Consider the following 16828-nt stretch of genomic DNA (forward strand, 5'->3'; position numbering starts at 1 on the left):
AACGGATTTAACGGATGATGGAAGATGATTGAACCGCGAAGACGCTTTAGGCGAAGCCGCGCGTCAGCGCTAGGACACGAAGGAAGAAGGAAGAAGGGACTTCCCCTTTGTCTCACGCTGCAACTAAGCTGAAATCGTATCCATAGGCTTTTTGAATATTGGTTGCGGTGAGGACTTCCCGGCTGGAACCAGCGGCAATTAATCGTTTGTTGAGTAACAATAAATTATCGTATTGTTTTAAGGTTTCGCCTAAATCGTGACTGATTACTAGCAATGTTTTATTTTCGGCTTTGAGTTCGGCAAAAATATCGAAAATAATTTCTTCTGTTGCTTTGTCGATCGCATTAAATGGTTCGTCGAAGAAGAATAAATCGGCTTGTTGGGCGATCGCCCTTGCTAAGAAAATCCGCTGCTGCTGTCCCCCGGAGAGTTCGCCAATTTGCCGATCGCGCAAATCCCACATTCCCACCCGCAGCAAAGCAGTTTTCACCAATTCCTGCGACTGCTTCGAGAAACTGCGAAACCAACCAGTCTGGACAGTCCGCGCCATCATCACCGCATTTTGCACAGTAATCGGATAATCCCAGTCAATTTGCGATCGCTGCGGCACATAAGCCACCCGCGACAACTGTTCCTTCAACAACCGCCCCTGATATTTTACCAAACCCCGACAGGTAGGGATCAATCCCAGCATCGCTTTCACCATCGTGCTTTTCCCCGCGCCGTTGGGGCCGAACACCCCCGTTAACTGTCCGGGTTCTAACTGAAAATTCACGCTGTTGAGGGCCGAAATTCCTCGATAATTCACAGCCAAATCTTGCACTTCTAACATAATTCCAGATTTTGAGAACGATTCTTGTTCGTAGCTACTAGAATAGGATAACTCTAAAAGTAATAACGATTATCATTCCAGAGGTAAAAATGTTACAAAAATTGACCGGAAAAACCCGCAGATTGTGCAGTGTGGCGGTTTTGGCAATGGGTTTCGGGCTGGTTGGGTGCAGTTTGGGCCCGCAAGCCAGCAATTCCACGCCCCAAAGTAAGGGCGCCAACTTGCCGAAAGTCGTCGCCACCACTGGCGTTATCTGCGATATAACGAAGGAAATAGCCCAAAGTTCGATCGACACCACCTGTCTAATTAAGCCCGGAGAAGACCCCCACGCCTACCAAACCAAGCCAGAAGACCGCAAAGCCATTGAAACGGGCAATTTGATTTTATACGGCGGCTACAACCACGAACCAAGCATCATTAAATTAATTAAATCCAGCAGCAATCTCGCACCCAAAATCGCCGTACACGAGCTCGCCGTTCCCAAACCGCTAATGGGCGAACACGAACACGAACCGGGGGAAGAAAAAGCAGAACAAAAATCCTCAGCCACCGACGAAAAAGTCCCCGACCCTCATGTTTGGCACAATCCTCAAAATGGCATCCGCATGGTAGAAATAATTCGCGACCAATTGAGCAAAGTTTCTCCAAAAAATGCTCAACTTTACACCACAAATGCCGCCAAACTAACAAATGATTTAACAAAAATAGATACTTGGATTAAATCACAAATTGCGACAATTCCGGCCAACCAACGCAAATTAGTCACAACTCACGATGCACTGAGTTACTATGCCAATGCTTACGGCTTAGAAATTGCTGGAGCTTTGCAAGGAGTGACCACAGAAGAACAGCCCGCTGCAGCAAGAATCGCGGAATTATCATCAGAAATTAAGACTGCAGGAGTGCCAACAATTTTTGTAGAAACCACAACTAATCCCAAGTTAATGGAGACTGTAGCGAGGGAAGCCCATGTCAAAATTTCTGACAAAGAACTTTATAGCGACGAGTTAGGAGGCCCCGGCACCGGTGCTGATACCTATGAAGGAATGCTGAAAACTAATACTTGTGCAATTACTTCTGGACTCGGCGGCAATTGTACTTTGCTCCCCTAGGGCGTGCATCGCGCACGACAAACTTGTTGAGCAAGCAATTACATTTACTGTCATTGCGAGGTTGGTGAAACACAGGGAAGCAATCGCAGAATTTATCGAGATATAGCCTTTCAAGCTTTGATATGAGGTACTATGCGGCATAGGGAATAGGGCATACCTCACAATGCTTGATAACCGCTATAGCTTAAAATTGTTGGTGTGCAGTGCAAGCCCTACGGTTAAGCTACGTGCGCCCGAAAGCTCCCTACATTTGCTGAGTGCACAGCAAAACGCAGCTATCGCAATCGCAGGGGTTTTCGATTGCAGTTGCTGCATCTGCGATGAATTTAAGGCAAATTTTCCTCATCATCGCTAGTGGGGGGTTTTTGGCCAATTCCCAATTGCTTCTTAGAGGATTTTAAGTTTTTCCAAAGAGCCTTAATATCTTTATAGGCTTTTTCCGCGCTAATCTTCCCTCCTGTTTCCAGCGAGCAAATATAAGTTATTTTCTGAGCAAATTCCTGCAAGTTGGCATTAAACGCCAAGTTTTCTGGCGTAAAATCACCGTAGTAGCGATTGCGAGGATGTAAAAAATCTTCCCGCTCTTTCATAGGCCCCTCCTAATTCAAATTTTGGTTCTCTCTCTGCTATTAATAGCAGTCTTTGCACTTAGTATCGCGACGCTAACTTACTTTTATTGTATTCCGCTGGCAACAATTTTGCTTTTTCGCTTTGTACTTAGCCTGTCAAGGGAATTTTAACCTTTAATTACCCGTATTTTAACCTTAAGTTAACCTAAAAGCACAAAAATTGGGAAATGCGCTGTTCGCATCTCCCTTGAGATATATTTTACGGTTAGTGAACCTATTCTGAACCGAAATATTTATTTGTGGCACTCGCAGCCGGCGTGGCCGCAGCCTTTGCCGTTGGGATGTCCGTCAGCGCAAGCTGTGGAACAGTATGTTTTGCCGTCTTTTTCAATGGCATCGCTGGGGCTGACAGCGCACACGCACGAAGGACAAGCACATTTTGTTTGGGTGGCTGTAGTCATTTGAGATTCTCCTGGTGGATTTGTTTGCCTATACCAATATATGAACACATATTCAGAGATAAGTCAAGGAAGTAAGTGTAAAAGTTTTGTTACAAAAGATTGACCGATCGCACTAAAATGAAAATGAGAATTAAAACAAGCCGGGATCGAGATGCCACCGAAGTCTGCTGTTAACGGAGCGATAGGTCAGCCCGACCAACAAAACGATACACCAATGTGCGATCGCCCGCATATAGTTGACAACGTGCGGGCTGGGGAAATGCAAACACAGGTGCTCAACACGGCAAAAGCTCAGCGCATGGCAGAGTTTTTCAGTCTTTTGGGAGATGCGAACCGGCTGCGGCTGGTGTCGGTGTTGGCAAATCAAGAATTGTGCGTGTGCGACTTGGCGGCGGCTTTGAGTATGAGCGAATCGGCGGTATCGCACCAGTTGCGGGCGTTGCGGGCGCTGCGGTTGGTAAGTTATCGCAAAGTTGGCAGACAAGTTTTTTATAGTTTACTCGATCGCCACGTTTTAGAACTGTACCGAGCAGTCGCCGAACACTTGGACGAACAATCTTAAATTAGTTAGTAGTTAGTAGTTAGTAGTCATTAGTCAGTAGTCAGTAGTCAGTAGTCATTAGGAATTCTTGTCGGGTCGGATTTTTTAGGGACGAGTTCACAGATAATCTTTGATACACATCGAAAATATTTATAAACTCGCCCTCTCCAACCAAAGATTTATCTTTAAAACTGCCCCGACTAGAAACCAAGGCTGAGCCTGATATTATGCTTCGACAACAGTGTGACCGCAAGCAACTACAGCTTGTTTAATAGACTCTTCCGAGGCTTTGGCATCCACGGTGACAGTCTTGGCTGCTATATCTACATCGACTTTAGCATCGGATTCAACTGTTTTGATGGCTTCGGTAATAGTGGTTCCGCAGCCGGCACAGACGATCGAGGGAACATGAAGTTTGAGTGGCATAATTAAACCAGATATTGTAGATTGCAGAATTTATTCTGCTTTTATTTTAACCTGATTTCGGTTGGCTTTCATAATATTTGTTGAAAGTTTAGCTGCGGGTAGAGAGTCAGGCATGGCTTTTTGCTGTCTCAGCAGTGGGCTTTCTGTGCAATTCCGGCAGGGGTTGAAAACCCCGGTCGGATTGATTATTTTAGTCCCAGCCGAAGTCTCGATCGCACAATTGAGCTAATCTCTGATTGTGCGATCGATAATACGCCTTCAACTGCTCGTATACTTTCTCGTCTACGGGCGAATATTGGGTAGCGTTGTGTTTTTGGTAGGCTTTGAGTTGGTGCGGCGGCAAGCCTAGAAATTCTAACACGCTGTTGTACGTGACTGCCGGATTGGTATATAAATCTTCACTTTTGAGGATTAAAAGTTGTTCTTTAGGAAATAGTTTCATCCAAGCTGGGAGTTGGTCGGCGTAGATGCCGCGGCTTAAATAAGAGTGGTGTTGGTGTTCGTAACTAAAGTAAGTTGGGTCGGCTAGGAGTTTTTCTAGTTCGCCTTTTAGTCTTTCGGGTTCTAGGGCGATCGCCTCTTCAAAAGATAATGATTCGTATTTAATCTTAATATAGTAATAGTAGTGGGAAATCGCGCGGTCTACAGGGTTTCTCAGCAAAACTATTAATTTGACTTCTGGACACAAATCGTAAATTCGCTGCGGAACTTGGGGGTGAAAAATGTAATAGGGGCTGGCTTCTCCGGTAATTTTGTGTCCGCGTTCTGCTGCTGTGGGAAATTGGGAGTAATACCATTCTGGGCCTTTGTCAAATTGGAGGTCAAAATAATGTATTTCTTTGACGGCGGCGGGGGCGATTTGGGGATGTTGGGTGAGACCGGTGTAGAGGGATGTTGTGCCGCCTTTTTGAGCGCCAATGATGATGAAATGTGGGGGATTTGGGGTTGGTTTCACAGTTGTTGAATTTTTGTAGCTCTTAATAATCGATCGCCATTTTAATACCCAGCCTGAAAAATTGTTGCCGCCCTAGGGTCGATCGACCTCCTAGGGATTGGCCGCCGCGCCCGAATCCTGTCAATTTATACCAATTTTACTCGTTACCTGGCTCTGCCTGGTAACGCAGATCCCGAGGCTCTGCCTCGCTATTGAAAATCGAGGCAGAGCCTCTAGATACGGGTTCCCAGGCAGAGCCAGGGAACCAGTTAATAGCCTCGTTGATAGGGGTTTATAGGCAGAGCATAGGAACCCGTTATTTTATCAAATGCGCCCCGGCGATGAATTGGAAACGATCGCGATCGCACTTCAATAGCGATCGAAATCACTTTAGGGCTGAACGCTGACAATAGGATAGAACTAGACTAGAGTGGAGTTACCCAGCCCAAATCCTTGCGGAGCAAATCTTTGGGAAAAAAATATATTGCCTGCGAGTTCGATCGCCCGTTTGTCGGTTTTATTTTTTCGCTAAAGTGCACATTTTGTAAATTTCTGCAAGGGTTGATATGGATGTTGTGGAAATTGGGAACAATAAAGGTGGGATCGTACTGTTGAGCAGTATCTACCTGCAATACCATCTCTGAAATTATTCAGGAAGGCGTCAATGTTTAAAAGCAAATTATCCAAAGTTATCGTATTGCTGTTGCGGCGGATTGCTGGTGTTACCAGATCTGGGGCGAAACGGCTGATGAGAGCAATGCTGCAAGCCCTCATGGCTATGAGCCGCCGGGCACAACTGCCAGTGGCGGGCTTTGTGCTGCCGACGGTGACGATGGTGTTGCTGGTAGTAATCTTGTTGACGGTGGCGATTACTCTGCGATCGTTCGATCGGGCAAATACGGCCCGTAACGTGCGCGTGAACCAGCAGGTGCTGGCGGCCGCCACTCCCGCGCTCGATCGGGCAAAGGCAAAAATTCAGTTTATGCTTTGGGAAGACCCGCAAAGACCGACAGGCACTCCATCCGATCGAGAATTGTACTTGAGAATGGCAAATGCTGACGGAGCTGCGACGGATCTTTATAGGTTTGGGGACGAGGAGCGACTGGTACTTAAAGCAGACCTCGACGGCAACGGCAGTGCCGTGGGTGACGCTAACCAACCTCCTATTCTTGCTGACGACAAAGAAAATGAGTCGATCAATACTGCGTGGAGATATCCCGTAGATACTAACGGTGATGGCACATATGACACTTTTACTATTTACGGCATATTCTTCCGCAGTCCGAAGCGCAGTGACGCAGGCCCAACTTTAGGCAACTTCACAAGGGCCAGAAGGTCGTTGGAGGCAAGAACGCCACCCACATCGGCCAAAAGTCTCAACCCTGAATGCGTGCAAGGTGGAGGTACTGTCGCTACTTTGGTAGGCGACTCGGGCTGGTACAGAATAGACGGGCCACTTAAAAAAAGTTTTTTTGTTGAAACAGTTAATGTACCGATTACACAGAAAGATATAGCTAACGGCTTGGTATTGGACAAGCCTTCTGAAGCTTTCAAAGGATCTGCCAGCACAGCCGCTTTGGAATACCAGCAAGACCAACTCCGCATTCCCCTCGCAAACAATGCCGTTGTATATGAAGACGACTTGGATATATCGCCAGGGCCTCTGTTCAATCTAAACGGGCGGATATTCACCAATAGTAATTTGTTAGTGACCAACTTAAATGGGGGAGATAGGACACGACTGTATCAAGTTAGCAGCCCGGATTCTTGTTTTTACGAACAAGAAAATAGCAAAATTGTTGTGGGAGGTAATGTAGTTAATGGCTGGGCGGGCAATACCGCCGGAATTAATCCAGTCAGCGTGCATCTTTTCCAAAAAGCCTCATCACTACCTACAGGTAATGGCAGAAACGCCGCTATGCTGACGGCGGCAAAAACTATTAGCAACGACGATTCTGAATCCACTATTGCCCAGACCAGCTTGGAGGTACTTTACAACAATAGAGCCTATTCCGATCGCCTCTCTTCGCTAGTGAATGCACAGATGGGGCCAGTCTTACCCCCCACCGGCAAGCCAGAGCAGACTCCCCAACCTGGGGACCCGTTTTCGGTGCAAAATAAACCCAGCACCCAAACCAGGAACCAAGCGCTGGAAGAATATTTTAAACAGATGCTCCGCAAAGTTCCCTTTGCGGAAACAGACTTGACGAAACCAAGCACACTGATTGCAGGAGCGCAAGACCAACTGCGACCTGCTTTGCAGACATGGAGCGAGCCGGATGATGGTAAAACCGGTATCAAAGTCTTGTCCCAACTAGAAAAGGGTAAGTTAGAAACAACAACACCAACAAAAGATGGCTCACCGCTACCTGAAGAACTATTGCTGGGCGATCGGGTGATTGCGGGTAACAACTTACCAGCAAAGAGATGGGACGACACCAAAAATGAATTTACCAGTGCGCCAGAAGAAGTAGTTCCAGGCAAGTGGAATGCTACTGACACCAGTGGCATTCTCCGCACGAGAACGCCCCAGGTGACAAAGCTGGCCGACGTAGGAGCGACAGACCGTGGTGGTTTCTGGGAAGGAGCAGCAGCGGAAACACCTAAAAATCCCCTGGATGGGGTTGGCGGTCTGCGGGTGATCACCAGTGCAGGAGTTTACGAGCGCACCAATTCTTTTCTGCCGCCTCCCACTTGGATAAATTCAAGTGGTAATTTATTGGGAAATCTCGCAACTGATGCTTACGACGACCCAACTACCACCGCTACTACTGAGAAATACCCCGTTGTGTGGCCGGATACAATGCCGATGTCGCCTCTGGGGAAGGGGTCTAAAGTATTTAACAACAATTCTAATAGCGGTGCGTTGGATTGGGTTGATTATCCAGCAGCACCAGCGCTGTCATTAGCAGCGGGTTCGGCGATCGATCCCAGAACTCCCCAGTATGCCAAGGGCGATTTACGGATGCGGGCGACAGCGGTTTATCACTACAAAAAAGACGGCGGCTATGTTCCACCTTTAGCACCAAACAAGCCCGATCTCACTGCCGTTCGGCCATTTGCCTGTGTCAGCAGCTATTACGACCCCAGCAACGCTTCCACAGCCAAAAATTTAGTTGGACTTCCCGATAATAAAAGCGGCGAGCCTGCATTAGGGACGAGGGGAACTCAAATTGGCTCAAATAATGGGATAGTCTACAGTCCACCGACAGATCGAACACAAGATGCCAAATCAACTCCAAGTGCAGTTCCGGCTACATTGGGCTTGTTAGGCGGGGCCGCGCCAAGTGATTTAGAAAGGCAAGCTAATTACGTGTTTCCTGACGGTAGGTTTGCTAACGAGCCTTTGAGAAACGCGCTACTAAAAGAACCAGGCGATCGCACTCTGGCCGACAAAGCAGCGATCGACTCTACTATGTGCGCCCTAGAAATTATAGCCACCGCTCCCAAGACAGTGAGTTCTGATATTCCTCACGGGGCTATCCAAGAAGTAGCATTTTTGAACGGTAGAGAAATCAAGGCGATCGATCGCGATGACCCCAATACCATCGTTAACGAAGCCTTTACGCTCAGCAGTCCACTGGGTACAGGCGCAGCAAAACTAACAGGCAATTACAACCAGCCCCTAGAAGAACGGCAACCTTTAGAAATTCGTGCCACTCAGATAGACCTCGATGTATTGCGAAACAACTCAATTGCCGGAGAGCCTTTACTGCCATACAGCGGAATTATCTATGCCAGCCGAGATGACGCGCTGCCCGATCGGAGCGATCGCACCCCCACCGGAGGAGGCACCGGCATAGATGAAGAACAGAGTAAAACAAAAAGCCCTACTGACTTCCTACTAGACCCCACTCGCAAGCCTAGCGCAATTCTGCTGGTTAACGGTGAAAAACTCGCCAGAGTTCCCAGCCTCCCTCCCACTGTGGCCAATGTAGTTCTGGAAAAAGGGCTGACTTTGGCATCGAATTTGCCAGTTTATGTCAAAGGCAATTTCAACCTTCACACCCAACAAGAATTTAAAGCTCCCTCCCAAACAGAGTTTAAAAGTTCTGCTGATTGGGAGAAGTTTTACAATCGCGTACAAGGCGACCTCAATAAAAACTTTGCGTGTCGCCCAAACGACCCCAGACTGAGTGGTCAATGTACGACCGGCGACGAATGGCGTCCTGCAAACGTACTGGCAGATGCAATCACCCTGCTGTCGGCAAATTACCGTTTTGGCTTCCGCAACGAGGGAGACTTTGACCTCAGAAACAATGCGGGCGCTGCTGCTGTACTGCCCCGCAGACAACAAGGATTTTTCAACAACAACTTTGTTACTAACGGACTTTCCAGCGGAGCCTTTTCAGACAACCTCAATTTACTAGGTACCGCAGGTGCTAGCACTACACGGGTGACAGACGCTACCTACGTGGCTGCATCTCCCCTTCCCCGGCTATGGAGTTCCTACTTCAACAACTTTGTCACGCCGGTGCAGCGCCGCGGGAACTTCCCAGAGTACGTAATGGAAGTTTGTACAAAACTGCCAGTTTCTGCCTGTAAGGATGATGATTGGTACGTCGATCCACAAGCGCCAACGAGGGCTCCCAGTACAGGCACATATGTGTCACCCGTTACTGACCCTAATACTACTTTTAAAGCTGGTTCCACTGTCGATCCCCCTGTGCCAGCATTGCAGCGCTTCCCCCGCCGTGTAGCTTTTAAGAGAAACGGCACTGCACCTTTCGATCTGACAAACCTGACTGCTCCAGAGCCTTTGGGGATTACTACAGGAAATATCGCAGCAGGTGTGGGCGGTTTAAGAACTAACGCTCTGTGGTTTGCAGCCAAGAGTGGGACTAATGTCGCTTACGATTCTACCAATATTCCCTATCCAATCAACACCCGCAATACCGCTCCTGGCACTACAGACGGCAGCAAAGTACCTGTCCCAATCCTCGCAGCAACAAGCGGCGCAAGTCCATTAAATGGGTCACAGCCGCTATTGATGCCAGTCCCGCAGTTCATGAGTGCAACAACAGCCACCCCAGGTACCCCGCGAGGTAATGCTGCAGCAGACACAACAGGATGGATACCCAAGGCTGTAGAGACTACATTCAATATGGTGGTGGGAGCGGGCGACACTCCCTCAAGGAGGCTAGGTACTACGTCCTCGGGTGACTTTAACGGCGGCTTGCAAAACTTGCCCCGATTCTTGGAACTCTGGAACATAGGAACTCCTCCTACTTCTACTAACATCCAAGGGTCTTTCATCCAGCTAAACCGTAGCGCCTTTAATACTGCACCTTATATACCAACTCTGCAGGCGGCGGACTATCCATCAGCAGCAGCCGATCGCCTAACAACTTTGTTCGCCCAATCGTCTAATCCTACTGCACAGGCTACTGCTATTCCTGGTGTTTACGATCCAACAACAATAATTAAATACAACATATCAGGTGGTCAGATTCCATACTTCACTCCGCCCACCCGGAACTGGGGCTATGACGTGGGCCTGCTATCTCAGCCACCGGATTTGTTTACCCAAAAGTTCACAACTCCTCCATCACAACGAACCCCGGACGAGTATTTCCGGGAAGTACCTCGGGATGACGAGTGGATCAAAACTTTGATGTGTTCTAAGGTTGCAGGCGGCACTAACGCCGACAAAAACGCCACCGAAAGCCTCACAACTACCGATCGAGCTAAATGCTCCACTTAACCCTCTAACTTTCCGTCGCGCAACTACTGGAGTCCTACTTATGACTAAGCAAAAACAACACCAAAATTTATCCCAGTCACGAGATGGTGGCTACACGATTATTGAGTCATTGGTAGCCATGATTGTAGTTTCGGTGCTGATGATCGCGATCGCCCCGGTGATGGCCTTCTCGGTAGCAACTCGCGTACAAGCGCGGCGGGTGGAACTGGCTACGCAGGCGGCGAGAACTTACATCGACACTCTCAGATCGGGGGCGATCGCGAGTCCAACTCAGACATATGACCCTTCCAATTCCATAATTCCTCCTGCTCCCGCAGACAAAACTAATTTGTACTGTTTTAAGTCAGAGCAAACGAGCGAGGTCTGTGGTAGCAACAAAGACTTTTACGTTCAGGGTATTCGTTCTCTAGGGGCCAAGCCGACAGACACAGGTTATTCATTAAAAGTCCGGGTTTACAGAGCCGATGCCCCCTTCGGCTCTTTGATAACCCAAGAACAAGGAAAACAACAATCAGTTGCTAATTCAGGACTAGGCAACCCTAAATTGCCTTTGGTGGTAATGCAGACAGAAATTCCACCTACTACAACAGGAAATTCGTCTGCATATCGATCGTTGTGCGATCGACTCCAAAGCACCACCGGCTGTAAGTAATCAACAAAGTCCCCGCGATCGAATTTAAAATCGCTCCCCCATTTGACAAAGGAAACAGTCAAAATGAAAACTTTACTCAGGTTGCTTTTCAAAAGTCAGCACCAACAAAACCGCTCTCGCCCAACTAAAACAGAAAAGGGCATGACTCTTGTCGAGCTATTGGTGGGATCGATTATGGCGTTTTTAATCATCACCCCGATGCTCGCCTTTGTAGTCGATATGCTGAATACCGATAGGAAGGAACAACTCAAAGCCAACACCGAGCAAGACATTCAGGCGGCCGTTGATTTCATCGCCCAAGATTTGAGTCAAGCCATTTATATTTACGACGGGAAAGAAGTCAACGCTATCAAAAGTCAACTTCCTGCTAACGATGTAAATAAAATCCCTATTCTCGTATTCTGGAAGCGACAGCTAATGAAACAATCGATTCCTGTTGATTCTTCTGCTGGTTCTTCTATGGTGAAAAAACCCAAAGATTGCGCCCCAACAAATGACCCGGCTCAGAAAAAATGCAACGACACCTATGTACTATCATTAGTTGCTTACTATCAGATTAAAGAAACCGATCTTCAATCTATTTGGTGTCAGCCTTCAGGAGGCACTTGTCCTACGCGCATTACTCGCTACGAAATTAAGGATGGAATAAGAAAACCTGACCCGATGGGGACAGATACCAATCTTCCTTACTACAACGTTGCTGATACAGAGGCATCTCAACAACCAGATCCAGCTTTTAATAAAGCTTTTGAGTTTAGTAAACCCACAGACAATGTGACACTTACGGCGGAACTGACAAATACTAAATCGGGGGCAACGAAGCCAGAGGTACTGGTTAATTACATCGATCACACTGGTAATGACGATACGAAATTATCACTGACTGAATGCCAAACGGCTCTTGGTACTCCTAAAATCAAAATTGGAAATACACCAGAAGACATCCCAGAAGGCGATCTAAAAATAACCGATCCAGACGGTAAAATAAATAGCTTTTATGCTTGCGTAGATACAGCTAAAAACGTAGCCAGAGTTACGATTAGAGGAAACAGCCTGCGCCGCCTTCAAGCCGATGCTGAATTCAAAACAACTAAATCGGCATTTTTCCCAAGATCGAGCGTGCAAGTAAAAGGTCTAAGTGGGCTAGGAAAGTAACTGATAGCTGAAACAGATTTCCCGATCGCCCGCTGCCGATCGCCCAAACAGGAGAAAACTATGAAAACCCCACCAATATTATTAAAACTTTTGCATAACTCTACCGCCAAATCCCGCCCAAATTTTCACAATACTGCATCCAAAAAGAACGATGCAGGGTTCACTCTGATAGAAGTGCTGATCGTAGTCCTGATTTTAGGCATATTTGCTTCCATCGCCGCTCCGAGTTGGCTGGGATTCATCAACAGACAAAGAGTCCGCACAGTGAACGATCGAGTCCTCCAAACCCTGCGAAGCGCACAAAGCGAAGCCAAGCGAAATAAGCGGGATGTCACAGTTACATTCAATTACGATCCTAATGCTAATCCGCCAGTTAAGCCAACATTTACGATCGATACTAATACTCCACAAAATTTGGATGCAGGAGGCGAAATAAAGCCCGGACAGGTCAAACTTTTTGCTCAAGCTAATGGAGATCCCACAATCAAATCAATTACTTTTAATTACCAAGGCTCGATCACAGCCCCATCAATACAGAGCAAAACGACACCAGACATAACAGACGGTTTTACAGTGACAATTTATCCACCCAATTCTCTACCTAATACCGCTGGTAAGCAGTGTGTAATTGTGCAAACTATCATAGGAGGAATGAGAACTGCTGAAGGAATTAATTGCCCACCACCACCATCCTAGTTTTCAATAAATTTAATTTTAATCTCTAACAGCGATTCCGCGCAAGTTCTGAATTGCTCAAATATATTAATACCAATTTAATAAAAAAGTCTTGCTAAAATCCTCAATCTTATAGTAACTATCAAAATCTCGCCGCCCCAAACTTAGGCAAAGCCTTTTTGAAAGAGTCAACTCAACCTCAAACGTACTTAGGATCGAAAACTTAATCACCTAAACATCTGCCACACTCCACTCTCCTGCAAGTTGCCAGCTAAAAGGAGGCACAGCCTCCGCAACTGCATTACCAGGCAGAGCCTGACAACCAGCAAAACGTCGCTATGCAAGCCTTTCGAGCTTTAGTGCGATCGCAAATTTAGCAGCCCCGCAGACTCTCATCCACAGCAGATGCCATCCCAATAGGGTTTACTAAGACGATCCCCCCTAACCCCCCTTAAAAAAGGGGGGGACAAGAATCGGATCAAAGTCAACCCCTACTCCCCTTCTTAAGGGGGATGCGAGGGGGATCTCCGGGGCATAAATATGTTAAGCGAACCGTATAGAATGCCATCCCGCTGCAACCTCCCAATATGTATGTAAATTTTATTTAAGCGCCCTATACATTAACCAAACTCAAGAACTAAAATAAATAAAAGATAGCGCCTCCTAGCTATTTTTTTGAGCTAAATATCAAGGAGTGCATTTACGTGTCAATACATAAAACGCTCAAAGGCAGAGCCGCTGGATCGGCCGCCGGTTTTACAATGATTGAAATGTTGATAATTATGGCAATAGTGGGGATATTTTGTGCGATCGTCAGCCCTTCTTGGCTAATGTTCATCAACAACCACCGTTTGAATGTATCAGTCGATCGGGCTTATTGGGCAATGGAATTAGCCCTAAGCAACGCCAAACGCGACAAAATAGCATGGCAAACCAGCTTCAAAGAAGTAGTCGGAAAAAACGTACAAGTAGCAATCCACCCAGCCGATATTACCCCAGCCCAATTACTACCCAGTCAATGGAAAGACCTAGAACCGCAAATTCAAATAAATGCAGGTGAAACAACACTGCTCAAAGTTAATGAACACAACAAAGCCACAGGAGAAAAAACAATTCGGCGGGTAATGTTCAACTTCCGAGGTTGCGTCGTTTATAACAGTACCGACGAGTGCGGCCAAACAAGCCTGCAAGCAAAAGGAACGCTGACACTATCTCATCCCGATTTAAAAAATAGCGATCGGTGCGTCATCGTCTCCACTCTCTTAGGACACAAGCGCACCTCCCGCAGACAATCACAAGCCAATCCAAACAACAAAGAAAGATATTGTTACTAACATCAAGTAGCGATCGCACAAAGCCAGTTTCTGCCGATATTTCTGGTGACTCAACACAAATTTTCGCAGCAACGGGCTTTCTCAGCACCCATGCGCGCTCTAATGTGCGATCGATTACCACAAAAAAAAACCGTTCGTAGTACGGACTTTAGTCCGATCCAATTTGCGGACTAAAGTCCTTACTACGAACCAAATACGGTTCACTTAAGACGATCCCCCCTAACCCCCCTTAAAAAGGGGAGTAGGGGGTGGGACAAGAAACCTCTCAAAGTCCCCCTTCTTAAGGGGGATTTAGGGAGAGCTCCGGCGGGCTAAAGTCCGTACTACGAACCAAATACGGTTAACTTAAGACAGATCCCCCCTAACCCCCCTTAAAAAAGGGGGGACAAGAAACCTCTCAAAGTCCCCCTTCTTAAGGGGGATGCGAGGGGGAGCTCCGGGGCATAGATAGTGTTAAGTGAACCCTATTGGGATATCAGCCTTCAAATTGTGCGATCGCTCCTTCATCCCCGAAACCCGGTTCACGCCCGACTTCCTACTTCTTCGTCGGCGCAATCTTCTCAATATTAATCAGCGCCTCCATCACCGACTCCACAATCGGCGCCGCCACCACACCCCCCGAACCGCCCTTCGGCTCATCAATCACCGCCAGCACCACATACTTAGGAGCTTCCACAGGCATTATCCCCACAAAGCTAGTAATAATCGCCTTGTGAGAATAACCCCCCCCAGCATTAGCTTTTTGAGCCGTGCCCGTTTTCCCAGCAATCCGATAGCCGGGAATTTGTGCAGCTTTCCCCGTACCGCCATCCACCACAGTTTCCATCATTTCCAAAACCTGCTTAGTAGTTTCCGGCGAAAACACTTGCTTCGGAACAGCCCTCGGAAGCTTCCAAAAAGCTTGACCCTCGCGATCGAAAAGTCCCCGCACAACATGAGGAGTTACCAACTTACCACCGTTGGCCAAAGCTCCGTTAAGCTGCACCAACTGTATCGGAGTAATCGAAAAACCTTGACCAAAAGCAGTAGTAGCAACTTCCACCGGAGAATTAATAAATTGCTCTCGATTTTTAAGCTGACTCGTTACTTCAAAAGGCAAATCACTTCCTGCAGTTTGTCCCAGTCCGAGTTTTTCTAAAGCTTGATAGTAAAGAGAAGGTTTCATACTTCTCATTACGTGCACCATCCCCACATTACTCGAATGTTTCAAAATATCTGTCACCGTAGAACGCCCGCGAGCGCCTGCTTGTTGGTAATCGGAATTTTGGATAGTCCAGCCATCGATATAAATCCGACCTTCGTCATTAAATACAGTGTTAGGTTTGACCGCACCAGCTTCTAGGGCGATCGCCACATTAATCGCTTTAAAAGTCGAACCAGGCTCGTAAACATCAGTTACAGCCCAATTTTTATAGCGCGACAAATCGAAATTAAAATATTGATTTGGGTCATAGGTAGGTTCCGCTACCATTGACAACAATTCCCCGTTGCGGGCATCCATCACAATCACCGCGCCCCGCTTCGCCCCGTATTCCTTCATTTTGTCCTTGAGAGCAATCCGCGCCGCCCGCTGCAAGCGACTGTCGATCGTCAGTTGCAACTTCAAATCATCTAGCTGCACAAAACCAGCCGTCAGTCGATCGGGCACCCAATGTCCGTCGATCGACTTGCTAAATTGAATCGACGGCATCGATCGTTCCAGCAAATTCTGCTGACTGTACTCTACCCCAGCTTGTCCCTTCCGTTCCCCATCCACATAACCCAAAACATCCGCCGCCAACTCCTGCTGCGGGTAAAAACGCTGCTGCTGTCGCACCAACTCCAGCCCATCCACCGGAGTATGTTTAATTTGCATCCGCCCCACGCGATCGGCCACCTCTTGAGCCAGAGAATCGGCAATAGTAATACCCGTTTCGCCCAGATTAAACCGGCGCAGCAGTTCAGTTTCCGGCGTATTGCCCGGATTTCGTTCGATCGGCAGCATCGGAGCCAAGGTAGCCGCCACTTCAGCCTTTGTATGGTTGAACAGCTTCGGGTGAGCGTAGAGCGTGTACACTTGTCTGTCGATCGCCAAAACATTGCCCGCGCCGTCAACAATCGGGCGTCTCGGCACAAACGGCTTAGACTTGAGAGTTTGCTGCTGCTCGGCCTGTTTCCGCAGCGCCGGAGCCCGCGTCACCTGCAAATAAAACAAATTCACAGCCAACCCCAGCCCCCCCAACATCAACACCGCCCACACAGCCCACAAGCGAAACTTGCTGCGTTTTAAACGCTCTAGGGGTGGCCGAGGCTGCCTGCTAGCAGTAGCAGAAACTCTAGGTTTGCTTTGTTGGCCCCACCAAGTGCCATCCCTCGACGCTTTTGGACGTTTAAAGTTCGGCGATCTGTAGCGGTCAAAACGGGGATCGTAGCTCATATAGCCTTTCTCAAAAA

Annotated in this window: 13 protein-coding genes; 7 read left to right on the top strand and 6 right to left on the bottom strand. The window is 47.6% G+C overall.

Annotated features, from left to right (window positions below; all coding sequences use genetic code 11):
* Positions 1-112 precede the first annotated feature (112 nt).
* Positions 113-832 (bottom strand): metal ABC transporter ATP-binding protein, encoded by a 720-nt coding sequence (locus tag QUA01_RS18030; RefSeq protein WP_333091418.1) that lies wholly within the window; start codon positions 830-832, stop codon positions 113-115.
* An 89-nt stretch (positions 833-921) separates the two neighbouring features.
* Here QUA01_RS18030 and QUA01_RS18035 point away from each other — a divergent pair, with 89 nt between their 5' ends.
* A complete protein-coding gene (locus QUA01_RS18035) occupies positions 922-1944 on the top strand; it encodes a metal ABC transporter solute-binding protein, Zn/Mn family (protein WP_333091420.1) in 1023 nt (340 codons plus the stop codon).
* Between the two features lie 326 nt (positions 1945-2270).
* Here the strand turns inward: QUA01_RS18035 and QUA01_RS18040 are convergent, their stop codons facing one another.
* Together QUA01_RS18040 and QUA01_RS18045 are read right to left on the bottom strand one after the other, a co-directional pair.
* Positions 2271-2534, bottom strand: coding sequence for a DUF7219 family protein (locus QUA01_RS18040; protein WP_333091422.1), 264 nt, complete (start codon positions 2532-2534; stop codon positions 2271-2273).
* A gap of 272 nt (positions 2535-2806) precedes the next feature.
* Positions 2807-2974, bottom strand: a complete 168-nt coding sequence (locus QUA01_RS18045; RefSeq protein ID WP_333091423.1) for a metallothionein — start codon at positions 2972-2974, stop codon at positions 2807-2809.
* 151 nt (positions 2975-3125) lie between these two features.
* On the opposite strand from QUA01_RS18045, the gene QUA01_RS18050 reads away from it, so the two are divergent.
* Complete coding sequence (locus QUA01_RS18050) at positions 3126-3536, top strand: ArsR/SmtB family transcription factor (RefSeq protein WP_333091424.1); 411 nt, start codon at positions 3126-3128, stop codon at positions 3534-3536.
* A gap of 204 nt (positions 3537-3740) precedes the next feature.
* Here QUA01_RS18050 and QUA01_RS18055 read toward each other — a convergent pair whose 3' ends face one another.
* Together QUA01_RS18055 and QUA01_RS18060 are read right to left on the bottom strand one after the other, a co-directional pair.
* Positions 3741-3941, bottom strand: coding sequence for a heavy-metal-associated domain-containing protein (locus QUA01_RS18055; protein WP_194011982.1), 201 nt, complete (start codon positions 3939-3941; stop codon positions 3741-3743).
* 190 nt (positions 3942-4131) lie between these two features.
* A complete protein-coding gene (locus tag QUA01_RS18060; protein ID WP_333091425.1) occupies positions 4132-4896 on the bottom strand; it encodes a sulfotransferase domain-containing protein in 765 nt (254 codons plus the stop codon).
* Between the two features lie 643 nt (positions 4897-5539).
* On the opposite strand from QUA01_RS18060, the gene hpsA reads away from it, so the two are divergent.
* The 5 genes from hpsA to QUA01_RS18085 all read left to right on the top strand — a co-directional run bounded on the left by hpsA (position 5540) and on the right by QUA01_RS18085 (position 14395).
* The gene (gene hpsA / locus QUA01_RS18065) at positions 5540-10579 is read left to right on the top strand and encodes a hormogonium polysaccharide biosynthesis protein HpsA (protein WP_333091426.1); all 5040 of its coding nucleotides are present in this window, start codon (positions 5540-5542) and stop codon (positions 10577-10579) included.
* A gap of 40 nt (positions 10580-10619) precedes the next feature.
* The gene (locus tag QUA01_RS18070) at positions 10620-11231 is read left to right on the top strand and encodes a prepilin-type N-terminal cleavage/methylation domain-containing protein (RefSeq protein ID WP_333091428.1); all 612 of its coding nucleotides are present in this window, start codon (positions 10620-10622) and stop codon (positions 11229-11231) included.
* Positions 11232-11294: 63 nt separating this feature from the next.
* Positions 11295-12386, top strand: coding sequence for a hormogonium polysaccharide secretion pseudopilin HpsC (gene hpsC / locus QUA01_RS18075; protein ID WP_333091430.1), 1092 nt, complete (start codon positions 11295-11297; stop codon positions 12384-12386).
* 60 nt (positions 12387-12446) lie between these two features.
* Positions 12447-13082: a type II secretion system protein gene (locus QUA01_RS18080; protein WP_333091431.1), complete on the top strand. Its 636-nt coding sequence runs from the start codon at positions 12447-12449 to the stop codon at positions 13080-13082.
* Positions 13083-13765: 683 nt separating this feature from the next.
* The gene (locus QUA01_RS18085; protein WP_333091433.1) at positions 13766-14395 is read left to right on the top strand and encodes a pilus assembly FimT family protein; all 630 of its coding nucleotides are present in this window, start codon (positions 13766-13768) and stop codon (positions 14393-14395) included.
* A 535-nt stretch (positions 14396-14930) separates the two neighbouring features.
* Here QUA01_RS18085 and QUA01_RS18090 read toward each other — a convergent pair.
* Complete coding sequence (locus QUA01_RS18090) at positions 14931-16811, bottom strand: peptidoglycan D,D-transpeptidase FtsI family protein (RefSeq protein WP_333091434.1); 1881 nt, start codon at positions 16809-16811, stop codon at positions 14931-14933.
* Between the last annotated feature and the right edge of the window lie 17 nt (positions 16812-16828).

The organism is Microcoleus sp. S36a_B3, from assembly GCF_036700745.1.
GTDB lineage: Bacteria > Cyanobacteriota > Cyanobacteriia > Cyanobacteriales > Microcoleaceae > Microcoleus.